The following is a 20,914-nucleotide window of genomic DNA, read 5'->3' as shown; positions in this document are numbered from 1 at the left end:
AAATGAAATCAAGGATTCATCAATGCGCATCGTTCCCCATCTGTTGGGCGTAGCAATCACTGCCGCTCTGATCAGCACCCCGGTTTTCGCCGCCGAACTTACCGGCACCCTGAAGAAAATCAAGGAATCCGGCACCATCACGCTGGGCCACCGTGACGCGTCCATTCCGTTTTCCTACATCGCAGACGCTTCTGGCGTACCGATGGGCTACTCGCATGACATCCAGCTGAAAATCGTCGAAGCCATCAAGAAAGACCTCGACATGCCTGACCTCAAGGTCAAGTACAACCTGGTAACGTCTCAGACCCGTATTCCGCTGGTTCAGAACGGCACCGTCGACGTTGAATGTGGTTCGACCACCAACAATGTCGAGCGTCAGCAGCAGGTCGACTTCTCCATCGGCATCTTCGAAGTCGGCACGCGCCTGCTGTCGAAAAAAGACTCCAGCTACAAGGACTTCGATGACCTGAAAGGCAAGAACGTCGTGACCACCGCGGGCACAACGTCCGAGCGCATCCTCAAGGCGATGAACGCCGACAAGCAGATGGGCATGAACGTGATCTCGGCCAAGGACCACGGCGAATCCTTCCAGATGCTTGAGTCTGGCCGTGCGGTCGCATTCATGATGGACGACGCGCTGCTGGCCGGCGAGATGGCCAAGGCCAAGAAGCCGGATGACTGGGCAGTGACCGGTACTGCGCAATCCTACGAAATCTACGGCTGCATGGTCCGCAAGGGCGATGCCCCGTTCAAGAAGGCAGTGGATGACGCCATTATTGCCACCTACAAGTCTGGCGACATCAACGCCATCTACAGCAAGTGGTTCATGTCCCCCGTGCCGCCTAAAGGGCTGAATCTGAATTTCCCGATGAGCGACAAGCTCAAGGAACTGATTCAGAACCCGACCGACAAGGCCGCAGAAGACAAGAAAGCCTGAGCAACCGGTTCAGCCAGCCTGAACTGATCGCATCCCGAGCAGGCAAAACCTGTTCGGGACCGGCTCCTCACTCTCGAAGTCCGACAGTGCGTGCATCTCGATATAAATAGAAAAATAGGGGGAGACCCTGATGAATTACAACTGGGACTGGGGCGTGTTCTTCAAGTCCACCGGCGTCGGCAGCGAGACCTATCTGGACTGGTTCATATCCGGCCTGGGCTGGACCATCGCCATTGCTGTCGTTGCCTGGATTATTGCCCTGATACTGGGTTCGGTACTGGGCGTCATGCGCACCGTACCAAGCCGTCTGGTATCGGGTATTGCCACGGTATACGTGGAAATTTTCCGTAATGTGCCACTACTGGTGCAGCTGTTCATCTGGTACTTTCTGGTGCCCGACCTGCTGCCGGAAAACCTGCAGGAGTGGTACAAGCAGGACCTCAACCCGACTACCTCAGCGTTCCTGAGCGTGGTGGTCTGCCTGGGTCTGTTTACCGCTGCACGGGTCTGCGAACAGGTGCGTACCGGCATTGAAGCACTGCCAAAGGGCCAGGAATCGGCCGCGCGTGCAATGGGCTTCAAGCTGCCGCAGATCTACTGGAACGTGCTGTTGCCACAGGCTTACCGGATCATCATTCCGCCGCTCACTTCCGAATTCCTGAACGTGTTCAAGAACTCGTCGGTAGCGTCGCTGATCGGCCTGATGGAGCTGCTCGCGCAGACCAAACAGACCGCCGAGTTTTCCGCCAACCTGTTTGAAGCCTTTACGCTCGCCACCCTCATCTACTTCACGCTGAACATGAGCCTGATGCTGCTGATGCGCATGATCGAGAAGAAAGTCGCTGTACCCGGACTCATCTCGCTGGGGGGCAAATAATGGACTTCACTGGAATCGTTCCGGCCATTCCCGGCCTGTGGAACGGCATGGTCATGACCCTCAAGCTGATGGCAATGGGTGTTGTCGGCGGCCTGGTGCTTGGCACTTTGCTGGCGTTGATGCGCCTGTCATCAAACAAGCTGCTGGCCAATGTGGCTGGCGCTTACGTGAACTACTTCCGTTCGATCCCGCTGCTGCTGGTGATCACCTGGTTCTACCTCGCAGTGCCATTCGTGTTGCGCTGGATTACCGGTGAAGACACGCCCATCGGGGCCTTCGCTTCCTGTGTCGTGGCCTTCATGATGTTCGAAGCCGCGTACTTTTGCGAAATCGTCCGTGCCGGCGTGCAGTCGATTTCCAAAGGACAGATGGGCGCAGCCCAGGCGCTGGGCATGAATTACTCGCAGATGATGCGACTGATCATCCTGCCCCAGGCGTTTCGCAAGATGACGCCGCTGTTGCTGCAACAGAGCATCATTCTGTTCCAGGACACCTCTCTGGTGTACACCGTGGGCCTTGTGGACTTTCTCAATGCATCGCGCTCCAGTGGCGACATCATCGGGCGCGCCAACGAGTTCCTGATCATTGCCGGTCTGGTGTATTTCACGATCAGCTTTGCCGCCTCGCTGCTGGTGAAGCGTCTGCAAAAAAGGTTTGCCGTATGATTTCCATCAAAAACGTCAACAAATGGTATGGCGACTTCCAGGTGCTGACCGATTGCAGCACCGAGGTCAGCAAAGGTGAAGTGGTTGTGGTGTGCGGGCCCTCCGGTTCCGGCAAGTCGACCCTGATCAAATGCGTGAATGCGCTGGAACCGTTTCAAAAAGGCGACATTGTCGTCGACGGCACATCGATTTCCGACTCGAAGACCAACCTGCCAAAACTGCGCTCGCGGGTCGGCATGGTGTTTCAGCACTTCGAACTGTTCCCGCACCTGAGCATTGTCGAAAACCTGACCATCGCGCAGATCAAGGTACTGGGTCGCAGCAAGGCCGAAGCGACCGAAAAAGGCCTGAAATTGCTGGACCGCGTCGGTCTCTCCGAGCATGCGCACAAGCATCCCGGGCAGCTTTCCGGTGGTCAGCAACAGCGTGTTGCCATCGCTCGCGCCCTGGCGATGGACCCGGTGGTCATGCTGTTTGACGAACCGACGTCTGCGCTGGACCCCGAAATGGTCAACGAAGTGCTCGACGTGATGGTACAACTGGCGCACGAAGGCATGACCATGATGTGCGTGACCCACGAAATGGGCTTCGCTCGCAAGGTCGCCAATCGGGTGATTTTCATGGACAAGGGACAGATTGTCGAAGACTGCGAAAAAGAAGAGTTTTTCGGTGACGTCAGCGCACGTTCGGAACGCGCTCAGCAATTTCTCGCCAAGATTCTCCAGCACTAGGTAATGCCGGCTGCCCGCGCATTCGCGGGCAGCTGTTCGGTTCAGGACGACTGTGATGAAATGCGACCCCACTCTGTATCGCGCCGCGCCGCCATCACTCGCCGTGAAACCTCGTCTGATACGCCAACTGTTTTTACCGCCGCTGATCCTCATGCTGATGATCGGACTGGGCTATATCGCCTACCTGATAAGCGAACACAGCGGTATCAAGAGCCTGCGCGAGACCGGTGAGCGCCAGCTGGAGCTACATGCCCGCACGGTCGAGAGCGAAATCAGCAAATACACCTATTTACCCAGCGTGCTGGAGCTTGAATCCAGCGTGTCGCAGTTGCTCAACAAGCCAAGTCCCGAGCTTCAGCAGCAGGTCAACCGTTATCTGGAAGGGATGAACCGACGCAGCGGCAGCCGCGCCATTTATGTGATGGACACCACCGGCCGAGTGCTGGCCACCAGCAATTGGCGTGATTCCGACAGCTATCAGGGTGAAGACCTGTCCTTCCGTGCCTATTTTCAGGACGCTGTGCGCGGCCTGCCTGGCCGTTTTTACGGCATCGGCACCACCACGGGCGAATCGGGCTACTACCTGGCCCACGGGCTGGAAGACAAAGGCCGGATCATCGGCGTCGCCGTGATCAAAGTACGCCTTGAAGCACTGGAAGAACGCTGGCAGCGTGCTCGCCTGGAGGCGTTTGTCAGCGACGAGAACGGCATCATCATCCTCTCGAGCGACCCGGCTCGGCGCCTGAAGTCAGTACGACCGCTCACCCCGCAGGTCAAGGAACGCCTGGCCCGCAGCCTGCAATATTACTGGTGGCCGCTTAACGAACTGGTGCCACTGGAGCGGGAAACCCTCTCCGAAGGCGTCGAAAAGCTTGTTTTCCCGGCCAACGTCAGCGTCGATCGGGAGCACAAGCAGGTCAGTTATCTGGCACAGAGCCGTCCGCTGAGCGATACCGCCTGGCACCTGACGCTGCTTACGCCACTGGAAGACCTGCGCCGTGAAGCGGCCAATCAGGGCATGCTGGTAGCTGTGGCCTGCGCGCTGGTGACCTTTCTGCTGATTGCCTGGAACGAGCGGCGCAAGGTGATCTCGACCCGACTGGCGGCCAGAGAGGCGCTGCAGGCTGCGAACAATGAGCTGGAACGAAAGATCGCCGAGCGCACCGAACACCTGCGAGCCAGCAACGAACGCCTCAAGGCGCAGATTCGCGAACGAAGACAGGCTGAAGACACCCTGCGCAGAGCCCAAGACGAGTTGGTGCAAGCTGGCAAGCTGGCAGCCATCGGCCAGATGTCGACCAGCATCGCTCATGAATTGAACCAGCCTCTGGCGGCATTGCGCACCTTGTCCGGCAATACCGTGCGTTTTCTTGAGCGAGGCGCGCTGGACACCGCCAGTGCCAACCTGCGCACCATCAATGATCTGGTCGACCGCATGGGCCGCATTACCGCCAGCCTGCGCGCATTCGCCCGACGCGGCGACGATCAGGGCCAGGCGCAACTGAGCAAGGCCGTCGAGGCGGCTGCGCAGTTGCTGGGCGTACGCCTGGAGCAGTCTGGCCTGACGTTACACCGAGACTTCGTCGACGCCACTCTGAGCATCGACCAGACCCGCCTGGAACAGATCCTGGTCAATCTGATCGGCAATGCGCTGGACGCCATGTTCAACCAGCCAGCGCCCGAATTGTGGCTCACCGGGTCAATTGAAGACGGGCGTTATCGCTTGCGGGTACGTGATAACGGGCACGGCATCGATACCGAAACCCGCAAGCACCTGTTCGAACCTTTCTTCACCACCAAACCCGGCGAACAAGGCCTGGGACTGGGCCTGACCCTGTCGGCGAGCCTCGCCGCTGCAGCCGGGGGCAGCCTGAGCGCAGAGCACCCAGGTGACGGCGGCACAACATTTGTCCTGAGCCTGCCATTTGTCCCCGATGCCCCGACCGACAATCGCCCGAGCGGCCCCGGCCCAGGTGGACTGACATGAGACGACACCCATGAGCATCAACAGCGACCTGACAGTGCTGATCGTCGAAGACGACCCGCATGTGTTGCTCGGCTGCCAGCAGGCGCTGGCGCTGGAAGACATTGCCAGCGAAGGCGTATCCAGCGCCGAAGACGCCCTCAAGCGCATCGGTGACAATTTTGCCGGTATCGTCATCAGCGACATTCGTTTGCCGGGTATCGACGGGCTGGAATTATTGAGCCGCCTCAAGGCGCGTGACAGCAGCCTGCCGGTGGTGCTGATCACCGGCCACGGCGACATCACCATGGCCGTCAACGCAATGCGCGATGGTGCTTACGATTTCATGGAGAAACCCTTTTCTCCCGAGCGCCTGGTCGACGTCACCCGGCGCGCGCTGGAGCAGCGCGGGCTGGCCCGGGAAGTCTGGGCCCTGCGCAAGCAACTGGCCGAACGCGATTCGCTGGAAGGCCGGATCATCGGCCGCTCCCCCGCCATGCAAAACCTGCGCGCATTGATTACCAACGTCGCCGATACGTCGGCCAATGTGCTGATCGAAGGCGAGACCGGCACCGGCAAGGAGCTCGTCGCGCGCTGCCTGCACGACTTCAGCCGACGCAAGGACAGTCAGTTCGTGGCACTCAATTGCGGCGGGCTGGCAGAAAGCCTGTTCGAGTCGGAAATTTTCGGTCACGAAGCCAATGCATTTACCGGCGCGGGCAAGCGGCGCATCGGCAAGATCGAACACGCCCACAATGGCACGCTGTTTCTCGATGAAGTGGAAAGCATGCCGGTCAACCTGCAGATCAAACTGTTGCGCGTCCTTCAGGAACGAACTCTGGAGCGGCTTGGTTCGAACCAAAGTGTTGCAGTGGATTGCCGGGTCATTGCGGCGACCAAATCCGACCTCAATGCACTGAGCAAGACCAGTCAGTTCCGCAGCGACCTGTATTACCGTCTGAACGTCGTCACGCTGGACCTGCCGCCATTGCGTGAGCGCCGCGAAGACATTCTGCAACTGTTCGAACACTTCCTGCAGTTGTCGTCATTGCGCTTCGACCGTGAGCCGCCGACGCTGGACAGACAGACCAGTTCAAGCCTGATGAGCCACGACTGGCCGGGTAACGTGAGGGAACTGCGCAACGTAGCCGAGCGGTTTGCCTTGGGTCTGCCGGCGTTCAAACAGGCAGGCACGGTCAGTGAAAATCAAAGCCTGGGGTTTGCCGAAGCGGTTGAGGCCTTCGAACGATCCCTGCTCAGCGAGGCCCTGCAACGCAGCGGCGGCAACCTCAGCCAGGCCAGTCAGGAACTGGGCATGGCCAAGACCACCTTGTTCGACAAGGTCAAGAAATACGGGCTTTGAGCACTGTGTCCAATCTTGAGTGTGCGGTATCGCGCAGATCTGTGACGCAGAGCGTCACCCACTGCATTCCCACGCTGGAGCGTGCGGAACGATAGGCGTCCGCACGACACCGATCCTGCACAGACAGTGCGTTACTTCGACTCGCTGAGCATCTGCCGGATCGCGCTGACGAACACTTCAACCGGCTGCCCGCCCGATACCGCGTACTGGTCGTTGAAGACCATGGTCGGCACGGAGGTGATACCGCGGGATGTCCAGAGTTGCTCGGCTTCGCGGACCTCTGCGGTGTACTCGCCGCTGTCGAGGATGGCCTGAGCACGCAAACGGTCCAGGCCGACCTTCTGCGCTACGTCTGCCAGAGTCTGGTGGCTGGACGGGTCTTTCAGGTCACTGAAATAGGCTTCGAACAGCGCCTGCTTCAATGCGTACTGCTTGCCTTGTTGTTCGGCCCAGTGCAACAGGCGATGAGCATCGAACGTGTTGTAGATACGTCGCTCGCCCTTGGCAAAGGTGAAGCCCAGCTCGGCACCGCGCTCACGAATTGTCTCGTGAATACCTTCGATCTGTTCTGGCGTAGAGCCATATTTTTCGGAGATGTGCTCTTTGATGTCCTGCCCTTCGGCAGGCATGTTCGGGTTCAACTCGAAAGGCTGGAAGTGGATGTGCGCTTGCACTTCATCACCCAGCGCCTCCAGCGCCTGATCCAGCGCGCGCAGGCCGATGACACACCAGGGGCAGGAAACATCGGAGATGAAATCGATCTTCAGTGCAGTCGTCATGTCGGCCCTTTTCAGTCAGCAGATTCAATAAGCAAGGGCCATACGATACACCTCTGTCAGTGCCTGACAACCGGGCAGGGTTTACAGTTGGGCAAGGCTGCGACCGTCTTCATGCTGGGCTTTCAGGTACGGCAGCACCGCCCCGAGCAACGGTGCCTTGAAGGCTTCCTGAAAACGGTGCGCCAGCCCCGGAATCAGGCGCAACTGGCTGCCCTGAATATGCGCGGCCACGTGCACACCATGCATGACCGGCAACAATGGATCAGCCGTGCCATGCACCACCAGAACCGGCAGGCGCAGACGGTTCAGCAACTCCACCCGGCTCGGCTCGGCCAGAATCGCCATGATCTGACGCTTGACGCCCTCGGGATTGAAGGCCCGGTCGTAGGACACCGCAGCCTGATGCAGCAATTGCTGGCGATCATCCTTGACCTGCGGGCTGCCCAGCGCTGCAAGCAGATCGGCCTGCTGCTCGATGGCCATTTCCCGGTTGGGTGCGCCGCGCCGCGCCAGCAGTTGCATCAACGCCGCACTGGGCATAGGCAAGCCCTGCGCACCGGAGCTGGTCATGATCAGCGTCAGGCTTTCGACCCGCGACGGGGCCAGATCGGCCAGGTGCTGGGCAATCATGCCGCCCATGCTCGCGCCAAGAACGTGAAACTGGCGAATCTGCAAGGCGTCCATCAGGCCCAAGGCATCATCGGCCATATCGGTCAGCGAATACGGCGCAGAGACCGGCAGGCCCAGCTTGTAGCGCAGCACTTCAAAGGTCAGGTTGGCCTCGGCTGGCTGTTGCACCCAAGTAGACAGACCGACGTCGCGATTGTCGTAGCGAATCACCCGGTAGCCCTGCTGACACAGCGCAACCACAACCTCGTCCGGCCAATGAATCAACTGCCCGCCAAGGCCCATTACCAACAGCAAGGCAGGGTCGGATTCACTGCCGATGCTTTGATAGGCAATTCGTACCTCTTTAAGGTCAGCATGCTGTACAGGAACATCGACATCACAACGATCGGCCGCAAAAGACGGCAAGCCGCACAGAAGCGCGGCCAGAAAAATTAAAACCCGCATGAAAAACACCAAAAAACAGATCCCCAGTAGGCCGCGAGTCTGATGATGTTTCGCCAAGCGCGCTGCCACACTTGCGTGACAGTTTGATGAATGGCGCTGAGTGGTCGTTAATCGGGTGTTGCGTTACGCGGCGAACTGATCCGCCACCATCAGGTTTTCCCCAAAACGGGCGCGCGCTTCGAGGAGGGACTCCTGGTGCCAGCCCGAATGCGTGTCGCACTCGCCCAAGGACAGGACCTTGTAAACCGGCAGACGATCAAACACCGGAGCCAGCAGCTCCGGTTCGGTCACGCTGTCCAGATGCAACCCTGCAACCGGCAACAAGGCCGCGACACCCAGGTTGGGCCGCAGGTCACCGTGATAAAGGCCAATGAGCTTCTTCAACGGCGAATACTGAAGAATGTGATAGGCACGTTCGAAGGCGTTGCTCCATGCCAGCGGCAGGTCGAGCGCCAGGATCGGTTCGTCGATCTGAATCCACTCGACACCGCGCGCCGCCAGACGCCCGAAGATCTCGCCATACACCGGCAGCAGATGCTCCAGCAGGTCGAGGCGATCTACCTGGTCACCCTGAACGTCACTTAGCCAGAGCAGTGTCAGAGGACCGATCAATGCGGGCTTGCGGCCTTGCTCGCACGCTTCGGCGACGCTCGCCAGCAGAGGGGCCCAAGCGGGCTGAAAACGCTGGTCGCGTTTCAGGTGTGGCACCTGCTGCGGGTAACGCGCCATCAGCCAGTTGCGCAGTTCGGCATCAGTTGTCGCAACACCCTGATCCTGTTTCCAGAAAGCCTGCAGAGCGTGCCGCAATTCACGGTCTGCGCCAATGTGAAAATAGTCAGGGTGTTGAGTCAGGGCCACGATGCGTCCTCCATAAAAGATGGGCCTATTGTCGACAGCTGACACAACATGAGACAAACTCATTTTTTTCGTGTTGATCACAAATACTGCTCATGGAGCACTGAACGTGCTTGAAATACGCCACCTCAAAACCCTGCATGCCCTGCGCGAGGCCGACAGCCTTGTGGAAGCAGCCGAGCGCCTGCATTTGACGCAGTCGGCCCTGTCCCATCAGTTCAAGGAACTGGAAGAGCGCATGGGCATGCCGCTGTTTGTGCGCAAGACCAAACCGGTGCGCTTTACCAGCGCCGGTTTGCGCCTGCTGCAACTGGCCGACTCCATGCTGCCGCAACTGCGCAGTGCCGAGCGCGACATCGCTCGACTGGCGGGTGGCACGGCGGGACGGCTGCACATGGCAATCGAATGCCACAGCTGTTTTCAATGGCTGATGCCGACCATCGACCAGTTCCGCGATGCCTGGCCCGAGGTCGAACTGGACCTGTCTTCCGGCTTCTCGTTTGCACCATTGCCCGCGCTGGCGCGTGGTGACCTGGACCTGGTGGTGACGTCCGACCCGCTGGAATTGCCCGGCATCACCTACGTGCCACTGTTCACCTATGAAGCGATGCTGGCGGTGGCCAATCAACACGCGCTGGCGGGCCGGCCGTACATTGTTCCAGAAGACCTGCTCAGCGAAACGCTGATCACCTACCCGGTGGAGCGCGACCGACTGGACATCTTTACCCGTTTTCTGGAGCCCGCCGATATCGAGCCTGCACAGGTACGAACCTCGGAATTGACGGTCATGATGATGCAACTGGTCGCCAGCGGACGCGGGGTCTGTGGCATGCCGCACTGGGCGCTGCATGAATACAGCTCACGCGGCTATGTGAAGGCCAAGCGCCTGGGTGAGAAAGGGCTGTTCGCAACGCTGTATGCCGGTATTCGCGCCGACATGCTCGACGCACCGTACATGCGCGATTTCCTGCTGACCGCCAAGGACACCTCGTTTTCAACGCTGGACGGGGTGAGCGTGGTTCGCTGACAGTATCGTCCTGCGCCAAGGCACAGGACGACACGGGTTCAGTTCGCTCGGGTTTGCCGCTGGCGGTACAACGGCAGGATCAGGTCGCGTGTCAGCGGAGCCAGATGCACATCCGCAAGACTGTCTGTGCCGACCCAGAGTACTTCTTCGATCTCGGCGGCGGGCAGAACCTGGGCATCAGATCTGACCTCGTAAAGCTGACAACACACCTCAAAACCTGGCTCATTGGCAGCCGGTGCAACGAACTCGCCGAGAAACAGCGCCTGCTGCGGATCGATGATCAGCCCGAGTTCTTCTTCAAGCTCCCTGGCCAGCGCCCGCGGTGCCGGTTCGCCAGGTTCGATCTTGCCGCCCGGTTGCATGAATGCCTGAGTGCCGCGCTTGCGCACCAGCAGGGTCCGGCCGTCTGTGCCGATCAGCAGCGCCGCCGCGATGCGGATTATCTTCATGCAAAGATTTCCGTTTTCAGCAAACGCGCCTGATCAGCGCGCTCAAGGGCCAGCACGATCAGGCGATGGATCAGTTCGGCGTAGGTCAGACCGCTGGCCTGCCAGAGCTTGGGGTACATGCTGATGGAAGTGAAGCCAGGCAGCGTGTTGACCTCATTGATGATGATGTCACGCGTGTCGGTAACGAAGAAATCGACCCGCGAAAGCCCTGCGCAACCCAGCACCTTGTAAGCCTGCAACGCGACTTCACGCACCTGATCACTCAGATCGGCAGGAAACTCGGCGGGTATCGCGATGCGCGCCTGATCACCATTCAGGTACTTGGTGTCGTAGGCGTAGAACTCGTCGTTGGCAATCACTTCGCCACAGACACTGACCTGCGCATCGAAGTTACCCAGTACGGCGCACTCCACTTCCCGGCCGACGATGCCCTGCTCGATCAGCAGCTTGTGGTCAAACTCGAAACCCAATGCCAGCGCAGCCACGAAGCCAGCCTCGTCAGACACTTTGCTGACGCCCACCGACGAGCCTTGATTGGCCGGCTTGACGAACATCGGCAGGCCCAACTGCGTGGCTGCATCGGCGAACGACAGGGTTTCCCCACGGCTGAGCACCATGAACGGCGCGACAGCAATGCCTGCATCGCGCAGCAGACGCTTGGTCACGTCTTTGTCCATGCACGCCGCCGAGGCGAGTACGTCAGCGCCGACAAACGGAACGGCCAGCATGCGCAGCACGCCTTGCAACGCACCGTCCTCACCAAACGCGCCGTGGATCAGCGGAAATACCACGTCAATGGCCGCCAGTGGCTTGCCTGTCTCGACCTCGACAAACTGGCCACCAGTGCTGCCAGGCAACAGCGACAACTGCTTGCCGGATGCACTCAATTTGATCCGCGCAGGATCATTGGCATTGAGCAGGTAGTCGGCCTCGTCGAAGCGCAACCAGCGGCCCAGCTTGTCGACGCCGATCAGGGTCAGCGTATAGCGTTCACGATCAATCGCATTGATCACGTTGCGTGCCGACTGCAACGAAACCTCATGCTCGCTGGATTGCCCACCGAAAACGATGGCGACTGACTTTTTCAAAGCGGTTACTCCTGTTTTTCAGGCCGCGAAGATAAAAGCAATGTTGGCTGTTAGTCCAGCAGATGATTGGCCATACGCCTGGAATTCAGGCAAAAAAAACCCGGTGGTGGGCAATCCATGCGAAATGCCCATCACCGGGAGGTCAGACAGCTCATTGAGCCGCTGCGGTTTCTTTCTTGCCGCCAGAGCCGAAGGTGGCGAAACGCTTGTTGAAACCCGCGATCCGGCCCTCGTTGGTGGTCTTGCGCTGCTGCCCGGTATACATCGGGTGCGAGGCGCTGGACACGTCTAGCGCGACATAAGGATAGGTGTTGCCGTCGGTGTGCTGCTGCGTACGGTCTGTGTCTACGGTCGAGCCGATCAGGAAGTAGACGTCGGCAGCGGTATCGTGGAACAGCACAGTACGGTAAGCGGGATGGATGTCGGGTTTCATGATTAGCTCTCCAGTGAGTTGACTGCAATCGTTATACAGTAACATAACAGAAGATGAGAATGATTGCTGTTGATTGCTATCATTGGCGAGCTTGATCGAACGCGCGCGTGCAGCAACTGTCGTCCTGAAACCGCCAGAACCAGCGCGCCAGAGACATTCTGTAATAGCGTGCTTTTGCAATCGGGCCGAATTAACGGCACCCTGCCGCGCCGCCGAACGTCACTGGTCGCTGGCCTGGAACCTGAGCCTCTGTGGCCGATCTTTACTCATTAGCACTTTCAAGAGTCCACCGTTATGACTAACGGACGCGATCATCGAATCGACTTCTTTCGCGGCCTGGCGCTGATCTTCATATTCTGGGATCACGTGCCGGACAACCCGCTCGCGCAGTTGACCGTACGCAACTTCGGCTTCAGCGACGCAGCGGAAATCTTTGTCTTTCTTGCCGGTTACGCATCGATCCTGGCCTATGGACGCATCGCCCGGCGCGACGGCATGCTGGTGGCTGGCGTGCGGATCCTGCGCCGCACCTGGGTGCTGTATGTGGTGCATATCTTTCTGCTGACCCTGCTGATGGGCATCGTCTTCGTCGCCAACAATCATGTCGAGACGCGCGACATGGTCCAGCAGATGGGCCTTGAATACTTCGTCGGCAACCCGCAACAGGCATTGGCCGATGAACTGTTGCTGCGTTTCAAGCCCAACCTGACCGACCCGTTGCCGCTGTATATCGTGCTGTTGCTGACCTTGCCGCTGACCTTGCCATTGATGCTGCGCAAACTGGAACTGGCGGTCGGCCTGTCGATTGCCCTGTACCTGATGGTGCCGTTGTTCGGCTGGAACCTGCGTGCCTATGAAGGCGGTGGCGTGTGGTATTTCAATCCGGTGGCCTGGCAGTTGCTGTTCATTCTCGGCGGTGCCTGTGCATTGCGCAGCGAAACAGCCACACCCGCCGTACACTCTCCGTTGCGCCAACAACCGCTGTTCCTGATGGCCGCCATCTACGTGTTGATCGCCGGGATGCTGACCTTCAGCGAAAAATGGCCCGGCCTGCACACTGCAATCGTCTCGACCCTGCACCTCGACGCCCTGTACCCCATCAGCAAGACCGACCTAGCACCCGCGCGCCTGCTGCACTTCCTTGCACTGGTCTACGTCGTCGCCCGACTGCTGCCGACCTCAAGCGCCTGGCTCGAAAACTGGCCCGCCCGCCAGACCTGCCGCATGGGCCGTTATTCGCTGGAAGTATTCTGCCTGGGCGTATTGCTCGCGCCACTGGCAGACATGGCAAACGCACTGGCAGGTGATACATGGCCTATGCAGGTGACTACCGCGATTGTCGGGCTGGGCTTGATGATGTTGATGGCCAATGGGTTGGAATTGAATAAGCGGCTGGGGAGATATAAGGCCGCCATAGCGGTGTAAAGGAAGGAGCATTGCAAATACAAAGACTGGCAAAACGCATTTGCCAGTCTTCTTTACACATTTACTTACGGGGTACTTTTGATCAGTCTCTGATGACAGATATGTCCGACTTGCCCTTTATCAGGATGAGGTGTGTCAAGGCCAGTATTTAAAGCATACGGATTATCCACCACCCAACCACCTTCAAAATATTGGGTGCGCCAAATATGTGTCCATCTGTCTTTCTCTGCAAAAACATCTGCATCGTTACCACCGACGCAGCGGCCAATATCTACCACTGTGCGGACTTTACCGGATGCGTCAGTCTTCACAAGGCCAGTGGGACGAGACTTATCGGACTTCGGCAGATCAATTGAGTATGACGCAATGCCCCCTTCCAGGGGCGTCCCTGTCGAATCAGTCATATCAATCTCCAGAACAACGTTACTTATTCCTTGAGCAGATAACGGCCCCAGGGTAGACGCATCCGGAGGTATTCTTGACATACCATATGGCTGATCTCGCAGGCGAGCATAGGTGACCTTTAGAAATGAACCCAGTATCAGGCCATAGGTAGAACCTTGTACAAAAGCACTGGACTCGTTATGAGACACCCGAACAATTACATCCTGCCCAAGAGTCAAAGAAGAGAGCACCATTTTCTGACCACTGGCGAGCATATTCCATTTAGCGCCATCGTGAATTTCCAACTGAGCAGATCCGGACAGATGCCCTTGAATCAACACCTTTTGCCCGCGCAATGCTGTGAAGCCGTAATAGTGGCTGTCCGCTGCGCTTACCAATGAATCCTTGATAATATTAAATTTGTCAGGCAGCTCAGTAAATTTAGGTTCTACTGCCTCTTCCGTTCTAACCTCGCCAGATCCCTCTAAAACTTCCGCCTCACTTGCCTGCCCATTTAAAATATTCCGCCCCACTTCGTGTGCTATCGCTTGCGGGTGTAAAGCGCATGCCAACAACGAAAATGCCAAAATCTTTGCTGCCTTGAGATTATTCATGTGACGCTCCTAATATTAATAAAACAACTAAAATAGGACGTAATAGAAATCCAATCTCAAGGTCAATAGCAAAACGAAAAACAAAGAAACTTCCTACAAAACAATTGCCACCCCAGCAACCTGGGAATATTCCTACACTCTTCTCAGCGCAAGTTTTCCCTGTTCGTGCCGTTAGTAAATTGACTACAGAAAATCAGGTGCACAATGAATATCGGCCCTAACTACATCTCCGCACAAGAATGGCAAACCCTGTTTGATAAAAAAAACGAGATAGCCTCGCCCCCTTTGAACAAGCTCCCTACAGAGCCAGAACAAAAAAAACCGCGTGACCCGAACGCTGAATTCTATACGACCGAAGAGACACCTTGGTTTTCCAGCTACAAAAATTCGGCGGCAGGACGCGCTATTTTAGAGAACATGTCTGAAAAGGAAGCAAAAGATATCCGAGCCAGGTATCTGGAAAACCACATTAAGGATTTTGACCAAACCATATGCCGTATGTACGACAACTTCCACGATTTCAAGCAGCAGCTTTTTTACCTCAATACAGAGCTGTCAAAAAAGCATTTCGGCTTCACGCTGGGCTTTAATCAGGACATTCAGGTGACCGACCCGGACGAGGTACTCACGCCGGCGGAGTTCACGTACCTGACCGAGAAGCTGAACGAACGTCAACAACTGAAAGAGGATCTGCGTGCGCACGCAAAAATTGTGATGACGCTACTCGACCATTACACGGAAAAATTCGGTAACCAGCACACCCTCAATCTGGAGAGTTACAGCAAAGTCATCGACTACGGACAGATCTTCAGCCGCAACCATATTGGCAATTTCATGGACACGATTATTTACCAGATCGAGCGCTATGCGCCGAAGCGTGAGGAAGAACCAAAACCTCTGGTTGATGTGCACGTTTGATGAATGCAAATACAGGCCGTTGATATTTCGCTCGAAATAGCCAGTGGCATGCCATTGTTTCGTGACGCAAATCACACAAAGCCTGTAAGCAGGATTTATCCCACAGCTTTATCAGCCCAAGAATCTCGTTCATTTACCGATAACAAGAACGATACAATTATTCAGCAAGGAGCAGAAAATGTACATTAGCACTATTACTTCCGACTTTTTACTTCCTCCATCACGTCCCTTGAACCCCCTCCAAACAGAACCCCTCACACGATCGCCTGAGGATAAACCGGCACTGAGTAAAAAAGAAGAGTTTGCAAATGCTTTCTACACGCGTGAGGAAGAGCCGTGGCTGCAATTCACCTCCAATCATCCCGACGAGAGAGACCCGACTAAAAAAGTCATTCGCCCAATGACAAAAGAGCTTTATCTAGAGCACCTTAATGTGGATGCATTGCTCATGTCGGAATTACAATCCTGTTTCTACCAAGAGTTCAGAGCGGAGCTTATAGATTTGCGCCCCGACCTGACGGGTAAAAATTTCAGCTATACGATAGGCGATGATGCCGAGCTTAAAATAATAGACTTGGACGATAAGTTAGGCATCAATGAAATCAAGTATTTATCAGATGCCATCAACCAAAAAACCCACCTCAAGGATGCTGCGATCACGCATGCCAAAATCCTCATGACGCTGGCTGACCATGACACAGACACATTCAAAGGAACCTATAAACTTGACCTGCTAAATTTTCAAAACATCATTGATCTTGGAAAAATAGCACTCAGCAAAAAAGATGACCCTAGTGAAATCTGGATAAGTCAGATCAAAGAAAAAGCAGAAAAAGGTTCGACACACTTGATCGATACAAGGGCCTGATGGTCAGAAAACGCTCTGTAGCGCCTACGGCAGACAGAGCGTTTTTTAAGTCAGCTCCTTGACCAGTTGATCAGCCAGCGATTGCAAATCAGCCCCAAATTGTACACATGAGGTTTATCCGCCAATTGCTCAGCGAGCCTATTATTAGCCCAATACTTTTTTGGCTCGTAGCGAGTACTCCAGGTTTCTCGCCCGTTTTCACTCAGGTGAGTGAAATTATCAGCGAGCAAGCCGCCCTCGCAGCGTTTAAACGTTACCCGCTGTATTATTTTCCCCGAACTGTCCGAGGTGTATTGTCCGTTAGCCTGGTGATGTTTGATACTGAGCTCGAAATCAAATACACCGCCCTCCAGCGGAAAAGCCTTGCTGTCGGTAAACGTAACCTCGAGCATTGCCTCTGTGAGCGCTTGAGTCGCCAGAAAAGCGGGTTTGGTGAAACCATACGGAATCAACCTGAAGCCCTCTTCGTGGTGCAAGTCATAACGCATATGAGGAAACGAGCCAAACACCACGCTGTAATCAGTGGTATCAAACCTGGCACCGTCAGTCGCGACAATACGTATATTGACTTGTGAACCAGGATTAAGCCCTTCGATTCTCTGCGCCGATGAATGACGCTTGGGCTGCCACCGGCCGCCATCAACCTGATACTCCAACCTCCATTTCTGGTCGTAATCCGAATCCGGCGTTGTAATCAGTACGTTCTGGCCGCGCGCAGCGGTGAAATTATACTGATGAACTGCCGAAGTATTCTCCAGAATATGACTGATCTGATGAATCTTGTCCGACAGCACCACAGGATTCGAATGGCTTGGGTTTTGTACAGCCTGTTCCTGCAACATTGGTTGTTGACTGACGACAGGAGCTCCTTCTACTTGACCCATGGCGTGATAAGACATTGCCAAGAGCAATCCAGACACAAACGCACGACCTGCCTTGTTTTTCTTGTTTTTCATTTTGTTGATCTCGATAGGGATTAGCTAATCAGGGCATCATTGCCACTGACAAAACCGGACGTAATCACCTGTTTAATTCGAGATCAAGCGTTGGAAACAATTATCGGAAACGTCCTACAAATAACCAATAATATTTTATAAGTCCAACGCCTTGATTTATAAAGAATGCTTTTCAGGCGCTTATCTATGACTGATATTTTTTCAGTCAAACCCTGTGCTTAGACGAAAATGCATACAAGCCATGCCAGTCCAGGCATCGTCTCAGCCAATCTCGAAAACCACCACACAATTCCCCCCACATTCCCATCCAGCGTCTAAGCTTGGGTCAGGTGCGTTGAAAGGATGACCGGACAATCGACTATGGGCGTATTTCGGCATTCCGATAGCAAGCATGAAGCGCTGTCAGCTGACCGCCAGGATGACCCACGCGCGCCAAAGCGTCCGCGTCGCAAGCGATACGGGTGGCGGGTGTTTTGGGTGATTGTGGTGCTGGCCTGCATTGCGCTGGGTGTTGCAATAACGGTGGAGAGCCGCAGTTCAAGGCTGCAGGCGCGGGAGTTCAGCCGCTTTGCCGCGAGCCTGAGTTATTCGATGCAGCCTGGGCCGAGCCATGACGTGGTGTATCCCGGTGACGGGCCGTTCGACAGGCGCCTGGGCTATTCGTCGCTGGATGAGTTCCTGCAGCGTCTGCTCAAGCGCGATTATGTGATTACTCGCCAGACCCGTTTCTCACCAGAGCTGATGCGCTACGTTCAGCATGGCTTCTTCGTGCCTTACGAGGAAAAGACCCAGGCTGGCCTGTCGATCACTGATTGCCGAAACGAACCGTTGTATGAGTTCAGATACCCGCAGCAGTTTTATCCGACCTTTACCGCTATTCCGCCACTGCTGGTGAACAGCCTGCTGTTTATCGAAAACCGCGACTTGCTGGACCCGCAGCAACCCTTGGCCAACCCGGCAGTGGACTGGCCACGCTTCGTGAAGGCCGCGTGGTCGCAACTGGCGAAGATGTTCGCCCTCCCCGGCCAGTCGGCTGGCGGCAGTACGCTTGCCACTCAATTGGAAAAATATCGCCATTCACCCGACGGGCTGACGCTGTCGGGTTCCGAGAAGTTGCGGCAGATGATTTCCGCCAGCGTTCGCGCCTATCAACCGGGCACCGAGACCCTCGCGGTACGCCAGCGGGTGGTGCGTGATTATCTGAACAGTGTGCCGTTGTCCGCGGTGCCGGGGCACGGTGAAGTGCATGGGCTGGCCGAAGGGTTGCGGGTGTGGTTCGGTGCGGATTTTGCCAAAACCAATGACTTACTGGCCTCCAGCCCCACAGACAAACAGCGGCTGGCCGATAAGGCGCTCGCCCTGCGCGAAGTGCTGTCACTGGTCATTGCCCAGCGTCGTCCGTCGCACTATCTGGCCAAGGGCCGCCTGGAACTGGCGGACCTGACCGACAGCCATCTACGTCTGCTGGCCCAAGCCAATGTCATTGATCAACCGCTGGCCGATGCCGCGTTGGCAGCCCAGGTCACCTACCGCGACTGGGCGCAGCAGCCGACCATTCAGCCTATCGAAACCAATAAAGGCATCAGTGTCGCGCGCACTCGTTTGTCGAACCTGCTCAATCGCCCGCTTTACGACCTGGACCGTCTTGATCTGTCGGCCACCAGTACCCTGCATGGCGAATTGCAGCGCAGCGTCAGCCAGTACCTGCGTGACCTGGCCAACCCTGAGTTCGCTGCAAAAACCGGTTTGATGGGAGAGCGGCTGCTGACCCCGGCCAGTACCACCCAGGTACGCTATAGCTTCACGCTGTTCGAACGCGGCGTGGATGGCTCGCGGGTCAGGGTGCAGACCGACAGCACTGATCAGCCGTTCGACATCAACGAAGGCAGCAAGCTGGAACTGGGTTCGACCGCGAAGATGCGTGTGCTGACCACTTACCTGGAGATCATCGCCGAGCTGCACGGGCGGTATGGGAATCTGAGTACCGCGCAACTGCGCAAGGTGCCTGTCGAAGAACCTGACCGGCTGACTCGCTGGGCAGTGGATTACCTGCTGATGAACAAGGACCGTGATCTGGCGAAAATGCTCTCGGCCGCGCTGGATCGCACCTATTCGGCCAGCCCGGCAGAGGCGTTCTTCACCGGTGGCGGCATGCACCGTTTCAATAACTTCAGGCGCGAAGACAACGAGCGGATTCCCACCCTGCGCGAGTCGCTGCGTGAGTCGATCAACCTGCCGTTCATTCGCCTGATGCGCGATGTGGTGCGCTACAGCACGTATCAGGCGCCCAACAACAGCGCCGAGTTGCTCAAGGATGACGACAACCCGCGCCGTCAGGAATACCTCACGCAGTTTGCCGACCGCGAGGGCACGGTTTTCCTGCTGCGCTTCTGGAAACGCTACAAGGAAAAGACCACTCAGGAACGCCTCGATACTTTTCTGGACGGTATCCATCCCACGGCCATCCGCTTGGCTGCCGTACATCGCTACTTGCTGCCTGGGGCTGATCAAGCGACGTTCAACGCGTTCATCCGTGCGCATCTGGATGAGCCGAAAGCAACCTCGAAGCTGACCGACAAGCGTCTTGCCGACTTGTACAAGGGCTATGGGCCGGGCACTTACGACTTGCCCGATCAAGGCTACATCGCCCGCGTCCACCCGCTGGAACTGTGGCTGGTGGGCTACCTGCTCAAACAACCTGAAGCACAATTCAAGGACGCCGTGGCCGCCAGTCGTTACGAGCGTCAGGAAGTCTACGGCTGGCTGTTCAAGAGTCGCCACAAAAGCGCTCGCGACAGTCGCGTAAGGACCATGATGGAGGTCGAAGCGTTTCTGGATATCGAACAGCGCTGGCAGCGCGTGGGCTATCCGTTCGACCATCTGGTGCCATCGCTGGCAACAGCTATCGGCAGCTCGGGTGATCGCCCGGCGGCGCTGGCCGAGCTGATCGGCATTATCCAGAACGACGGCATCCGTTTGCCGCCCGTGCGTATCGACAGTCTGCATTTTGCAGCTGGTACACCTTACGACACCGAACTGACCATCAACCCGGAGCTGGGCCAGCGCGTGCTGCCAGCAGAAGTTGCCGCGGCAATGCGCGAAGCCTTGTCGCAGGTGGTGGATGGCGGCACCGCCAAGCGTGTGCAAGGCACCTTCAAGATGCAGGACGGCAGCGTGCTGGCGATGGGCGGCAAGACTGGCACGGGTGATAACAGGATCGAGAGCATCGGCGCAGGCGGACGCATTCTCAGTTCCAGGGCGATCAATCGCACGGCGACCTTTGTGTTTTATATCGGCGACAACCACTTCGGCGCATTGACCGCGTTCGTACCGGGACGCGCCGCCGAAGGCTTTCGCTTCACCTCGGCATTGCCGGTACAGGTACTCAAAGGTATGGCTCCGATCCTGACGCCTTATCTGGAGAACCACGGACAGGCGATGTGCAATGCCCCGCTTGCCGACCCGCCCAAGGGTGTTTGACCGGCAATGACCGCTCGTCTGCCAGCTC

At 56.8% G+C, this 20,914-nt stretch carries 19 protein-coding genes; 11 read left to right on the top strand and 8 right to left on the bottom strand.

Annotated elements, in window-relative coordinates; all coding sequences use genetic code 11:
- Nucleotides 1-22: 22 nt before the first annotated feature.
- The 6 genes from RYC18_RS03415 (at nt 23) to RYC18_RS03390 (ending at nt 6,536) form a co-directional block, all read left to right on the top strand.
- Entirely contained in the window at nt 23-937 is a 915-nt protein-coding gene (locus RYC18_RS03415; RefSeq protein ID WP_044294424.1) for a glutamate/aspartate ABC transporter substrate-binding protein, read from the top strand.
- 130 nt (nt 938-1,067) lie between these two features.
- Nucleotides 1,068-1,814 carry an amino acid ABC transporter permease gene (locus RYC18_RS03410; RefSeq protein WP_004658194.1) on the top strand — a complete coding sequence of 249 codons (747 nt, stop codon included), beginning with the start codon at nt 1,068-1,070 and terminating at the stop codon, nt 1,812-1,814.
- On the top strand, nt 1,811-2,479 hold the full coding sequence (locus RYC18_RS03405; protein ID WP_170947361.1) for an amino acid ABC transporter permease: 669 nt from the start codon (nt 1,811-1,813) through the stop codon (nt 2,477-2,479). The genes RYC18_RS03410 and RYC18_RS03405 overlap by 4 nt, the downstream gene beginning before the upstream one ends.
- A complete protein-coding gene (locus RYC18_RS03400; RefSeq protein WP_002554866.1) occupies nt 2,476-3,210 on the top strand; it encodes an amino acid ABC transporter ATP-binding protein in 735 nt (244 codons plus the stop codon). The genes RYC18_RS03405 and RYC18_RS03400 overlap by 4 nt, the downstream gene beginning before the upstream one ends.
- 55 nt (nt 3,211-3,265) lie before the next feature.
- Nucleotides 3,266-5,197, top strand: coding sequence for an ATP-binding protein (locus RYC18_RS03395; RefSeq protein WP_011169333.1), 1,932 nt, complete (start codon nt 3,266-3,268; stop codon nt 5,195-5,197).
- Between the two features lie 10 nt (nt 5,198-5,207).
- Complete coding sequence (locus tag RYC18_RS03390) at nt 5,208-6,536, top strand: sigma-54-dependent transcriptional regulator (RefSeq protein WP_016982012.1); 1,329 nt, start codon at nt 5,208-5,210, stop codon at nt 6,534-6,536.
- A gap of 131 nt (nt 6,537-6,667) precedes the next feature.
- On the opposite strand, the gene RYC18_RS03385 is transcribed toward RYC18_RS03390, so the two are convergent.
- From RYC18_RS03385 to RYC18_RS03375, 3 genes are all read right to left on the bottom strand, one after another.
- A complete protein-coding gene (locus RYC18_RS03385) occupies nt 6,668-7,315 on the bottom strand; it encodes a DsbA family oxidoreductase (RefSeq protein WP_016982011.1) in 648 nt (215 codons plus the stop codon).
- 81 nt (nt 7,316-7,396) lie between these two features.
- A complete protein-coding gene (locus RYC18_RS03380; protein ID WP_080164866.1) occupies nt 7,397-8,389 on the bottom strand; it encodes an alpha/beta fold hydrolase in 993 nt (330 codons plus the stop codon).
- Nucleotides 8,390-8,512: 123 nt separating this feature from the next.
- The gene (locus RYC18_RS03375; protein ID WP_316883177.1) at nt 8,513-9,247 is read right to left on the bottom strand and encodes a 5-methyltetrahydropteroyltriglutamate--homocysteine methyltransferase; all 735 of its coding nucleotides are present in this window, start codon (nt 9,245-9,247) and stop codon (nt 8,513-8,515) included.
- 106 nt (nt 9,248-9,353) lie between these two features.
- Here RYC18_RS03375 and metR point away from each other — a divergent pair, with 106 nt between their 5' ends.
- Nucleotides 9,354-10,271 carry a transcriptional regulator MetR gene (gene metR / locus RYC18_RS03370; RefSeq protein ID WP_002554872.1) on the top strand — a complete coding sequence of 306 codons (918 nt, stop codon included), beginning with the start codon at nt 9,354-9,356 and terminating at the stop codon, nt 10,269-10,271.
- A 38-nt stretch (nt 10,272-10,309) separates the two neighbouring features.
- Here metR and RYC18_RS03365 read toward each other — a convergent pair whose 3' ends face one another.
- From RYC18_RS03365 to RYC18_RS03355, 3 genes are all read right to left on the bottom strand, one after another.
- Nucleotides 10,310-10,720: an NUDIX hydrolase gene (locus tag RYC18_RS03365; protein ID WP_005741011.1), complete on the bottom strand. Its 411-nt coding sequence runs from the start codon at nt 10,718-10,720 to the stop codon at nt 10,310-10,312.
- Entirely contained in the window at nt 10,717-11,808 is a 1,092-nt protein-coding gene (gene ddlA, locus RYC18_RS03360; RefSeq protein ID WP_004658205.1) for a D-alanine--D-alanine ligase, read from the bottom strand. The genes RYC18_RS03365 and ddlA overlap by 4 nt, the downstream gene beginning before the upstream one ends.
- Nucleotides 11,809-11,959: 151 nt before the next feature.
- Entirely contained in the window at nt 11,960-12,241 is a 282-nt protein-coding gene (locus tag RYC18_RS03355; RefSeq protein ID WP_002554875.1) for a type B 50S ribosomal protein L31, read from the bottom strand.
- A 294-nt stretch (nt 12,242-12,535) separates the two neighbouring features.
- Between RYC18_RS03355 and RYC18_RS03350 the strand changes: the two genes are divergently transcribed.
- Entirely contained in the window at nt 12,536-13,666 is a 1,131-nt protein-coding gene (locus RYC18_RS03350; RefSeq protein ID WP_005741010.1) for an OpgC domain-containing protein, read from the top strand.
- 65 nt (nt 13,667-13,731) lie between these two features.
- On the opposite strand, the gene RYC18_RS03345 is transcribed toward RYC18_RS03350, so the two are convergent.
- The gene (locus RYC18_RS03345) at nt 13,732-14,664 is read right to left on the bottom strand and encodes a hypothetical protein (protein ID WP_316883160.1); all 933 of its coding nucleotides are present in this window, start codon (nt 14,662-14,664) and stop codon (nt 13,732-13,734) included.
- A 204-nt stretch (nt 14,665-14,868) separates the two neighbouring features.
- Between RYC18_RS03345 and RYC18_RS03340 the strand changes: the two genes are divergently transcribed.
- Both RYC18_RS03340 and RYC18_RS03335 read left to right on the top strand, forming a co-directional pair.
- Nucleotides 14,869-15,582, top strand: coding sequence for a hypothetical protein (locus RYC18_RS03340; protein ID WP_005741120.1), 714 nt, complete (start codon nt 14,869-14,871; stop codon nt 15,580-15,582).
- 178 nt (nt 15,583-15,760) lie between these two features.
- On the top strand, nt 15,761-16,450 hold the full coding sequence (locus tag RYC18_RS03335) for a hypothetical protein (RefSeq protein WP_005779263.1): 690 nt from the start codon (nt 15,761-15,763) through the stop codon (nt 16,448-16,450).
- A gap of 50 nt (nt 16,451-16,500) precedes the next feature.
- Here the strand turns inward: RYC18_RS03335 and RYC18_RS03330 are convergent, their stop codons facing one another.
- Nucleotides 16,501-17,406 (bottom strand): hypothetical protein, encoded by a 906-nt coding sequence (locus RYC18_RS03330; RefSeq protein ID WP_005746573.1) that lies wholly within the window; start codon nt 17,404-17,406, stop codon nt 16,501-16,503.
- A 360-nt stretch (nt 17,407-17,766) separates the two neighbouring features.
- On the opposite strand from RYC18_RS03330, the gene RYC18_RS03325 reads away from it, so the two are divergent.
- Nucleotides 17,767-20,886 carry a transglycosylase domain-containing protein gene (locus RYC18_RS03325; protein ID WP_005746575.1) on the top strand — a complete coding sequence of 1,040 codons (3,120 nt, stop codon included), beginning with the start codon at nt 17,767-17,769 and terminating at the stop codon, nt 20,884-20,886.
- The last annotated feature ends 28 nt before the right edge of the window (nt 20,887-20,914 follow it).

Origin of the sequence: Pseudomonas syringae group sp. 247E2 (assembly GCF_032587795.1) — a bacterium.
GTDB classification, from domain to species: Bacteria; Pseudomonadota; Gammaproteobacteria; order Pseudomonadales; family Pseudomonadaceae; genus Aquipseudomonas; species Aquipseudomonas amygdali.
Note: the sequence above shows the minus strand (reverse complement) of the source record. Positions and strands in the feature narration are given on the sequence as shown.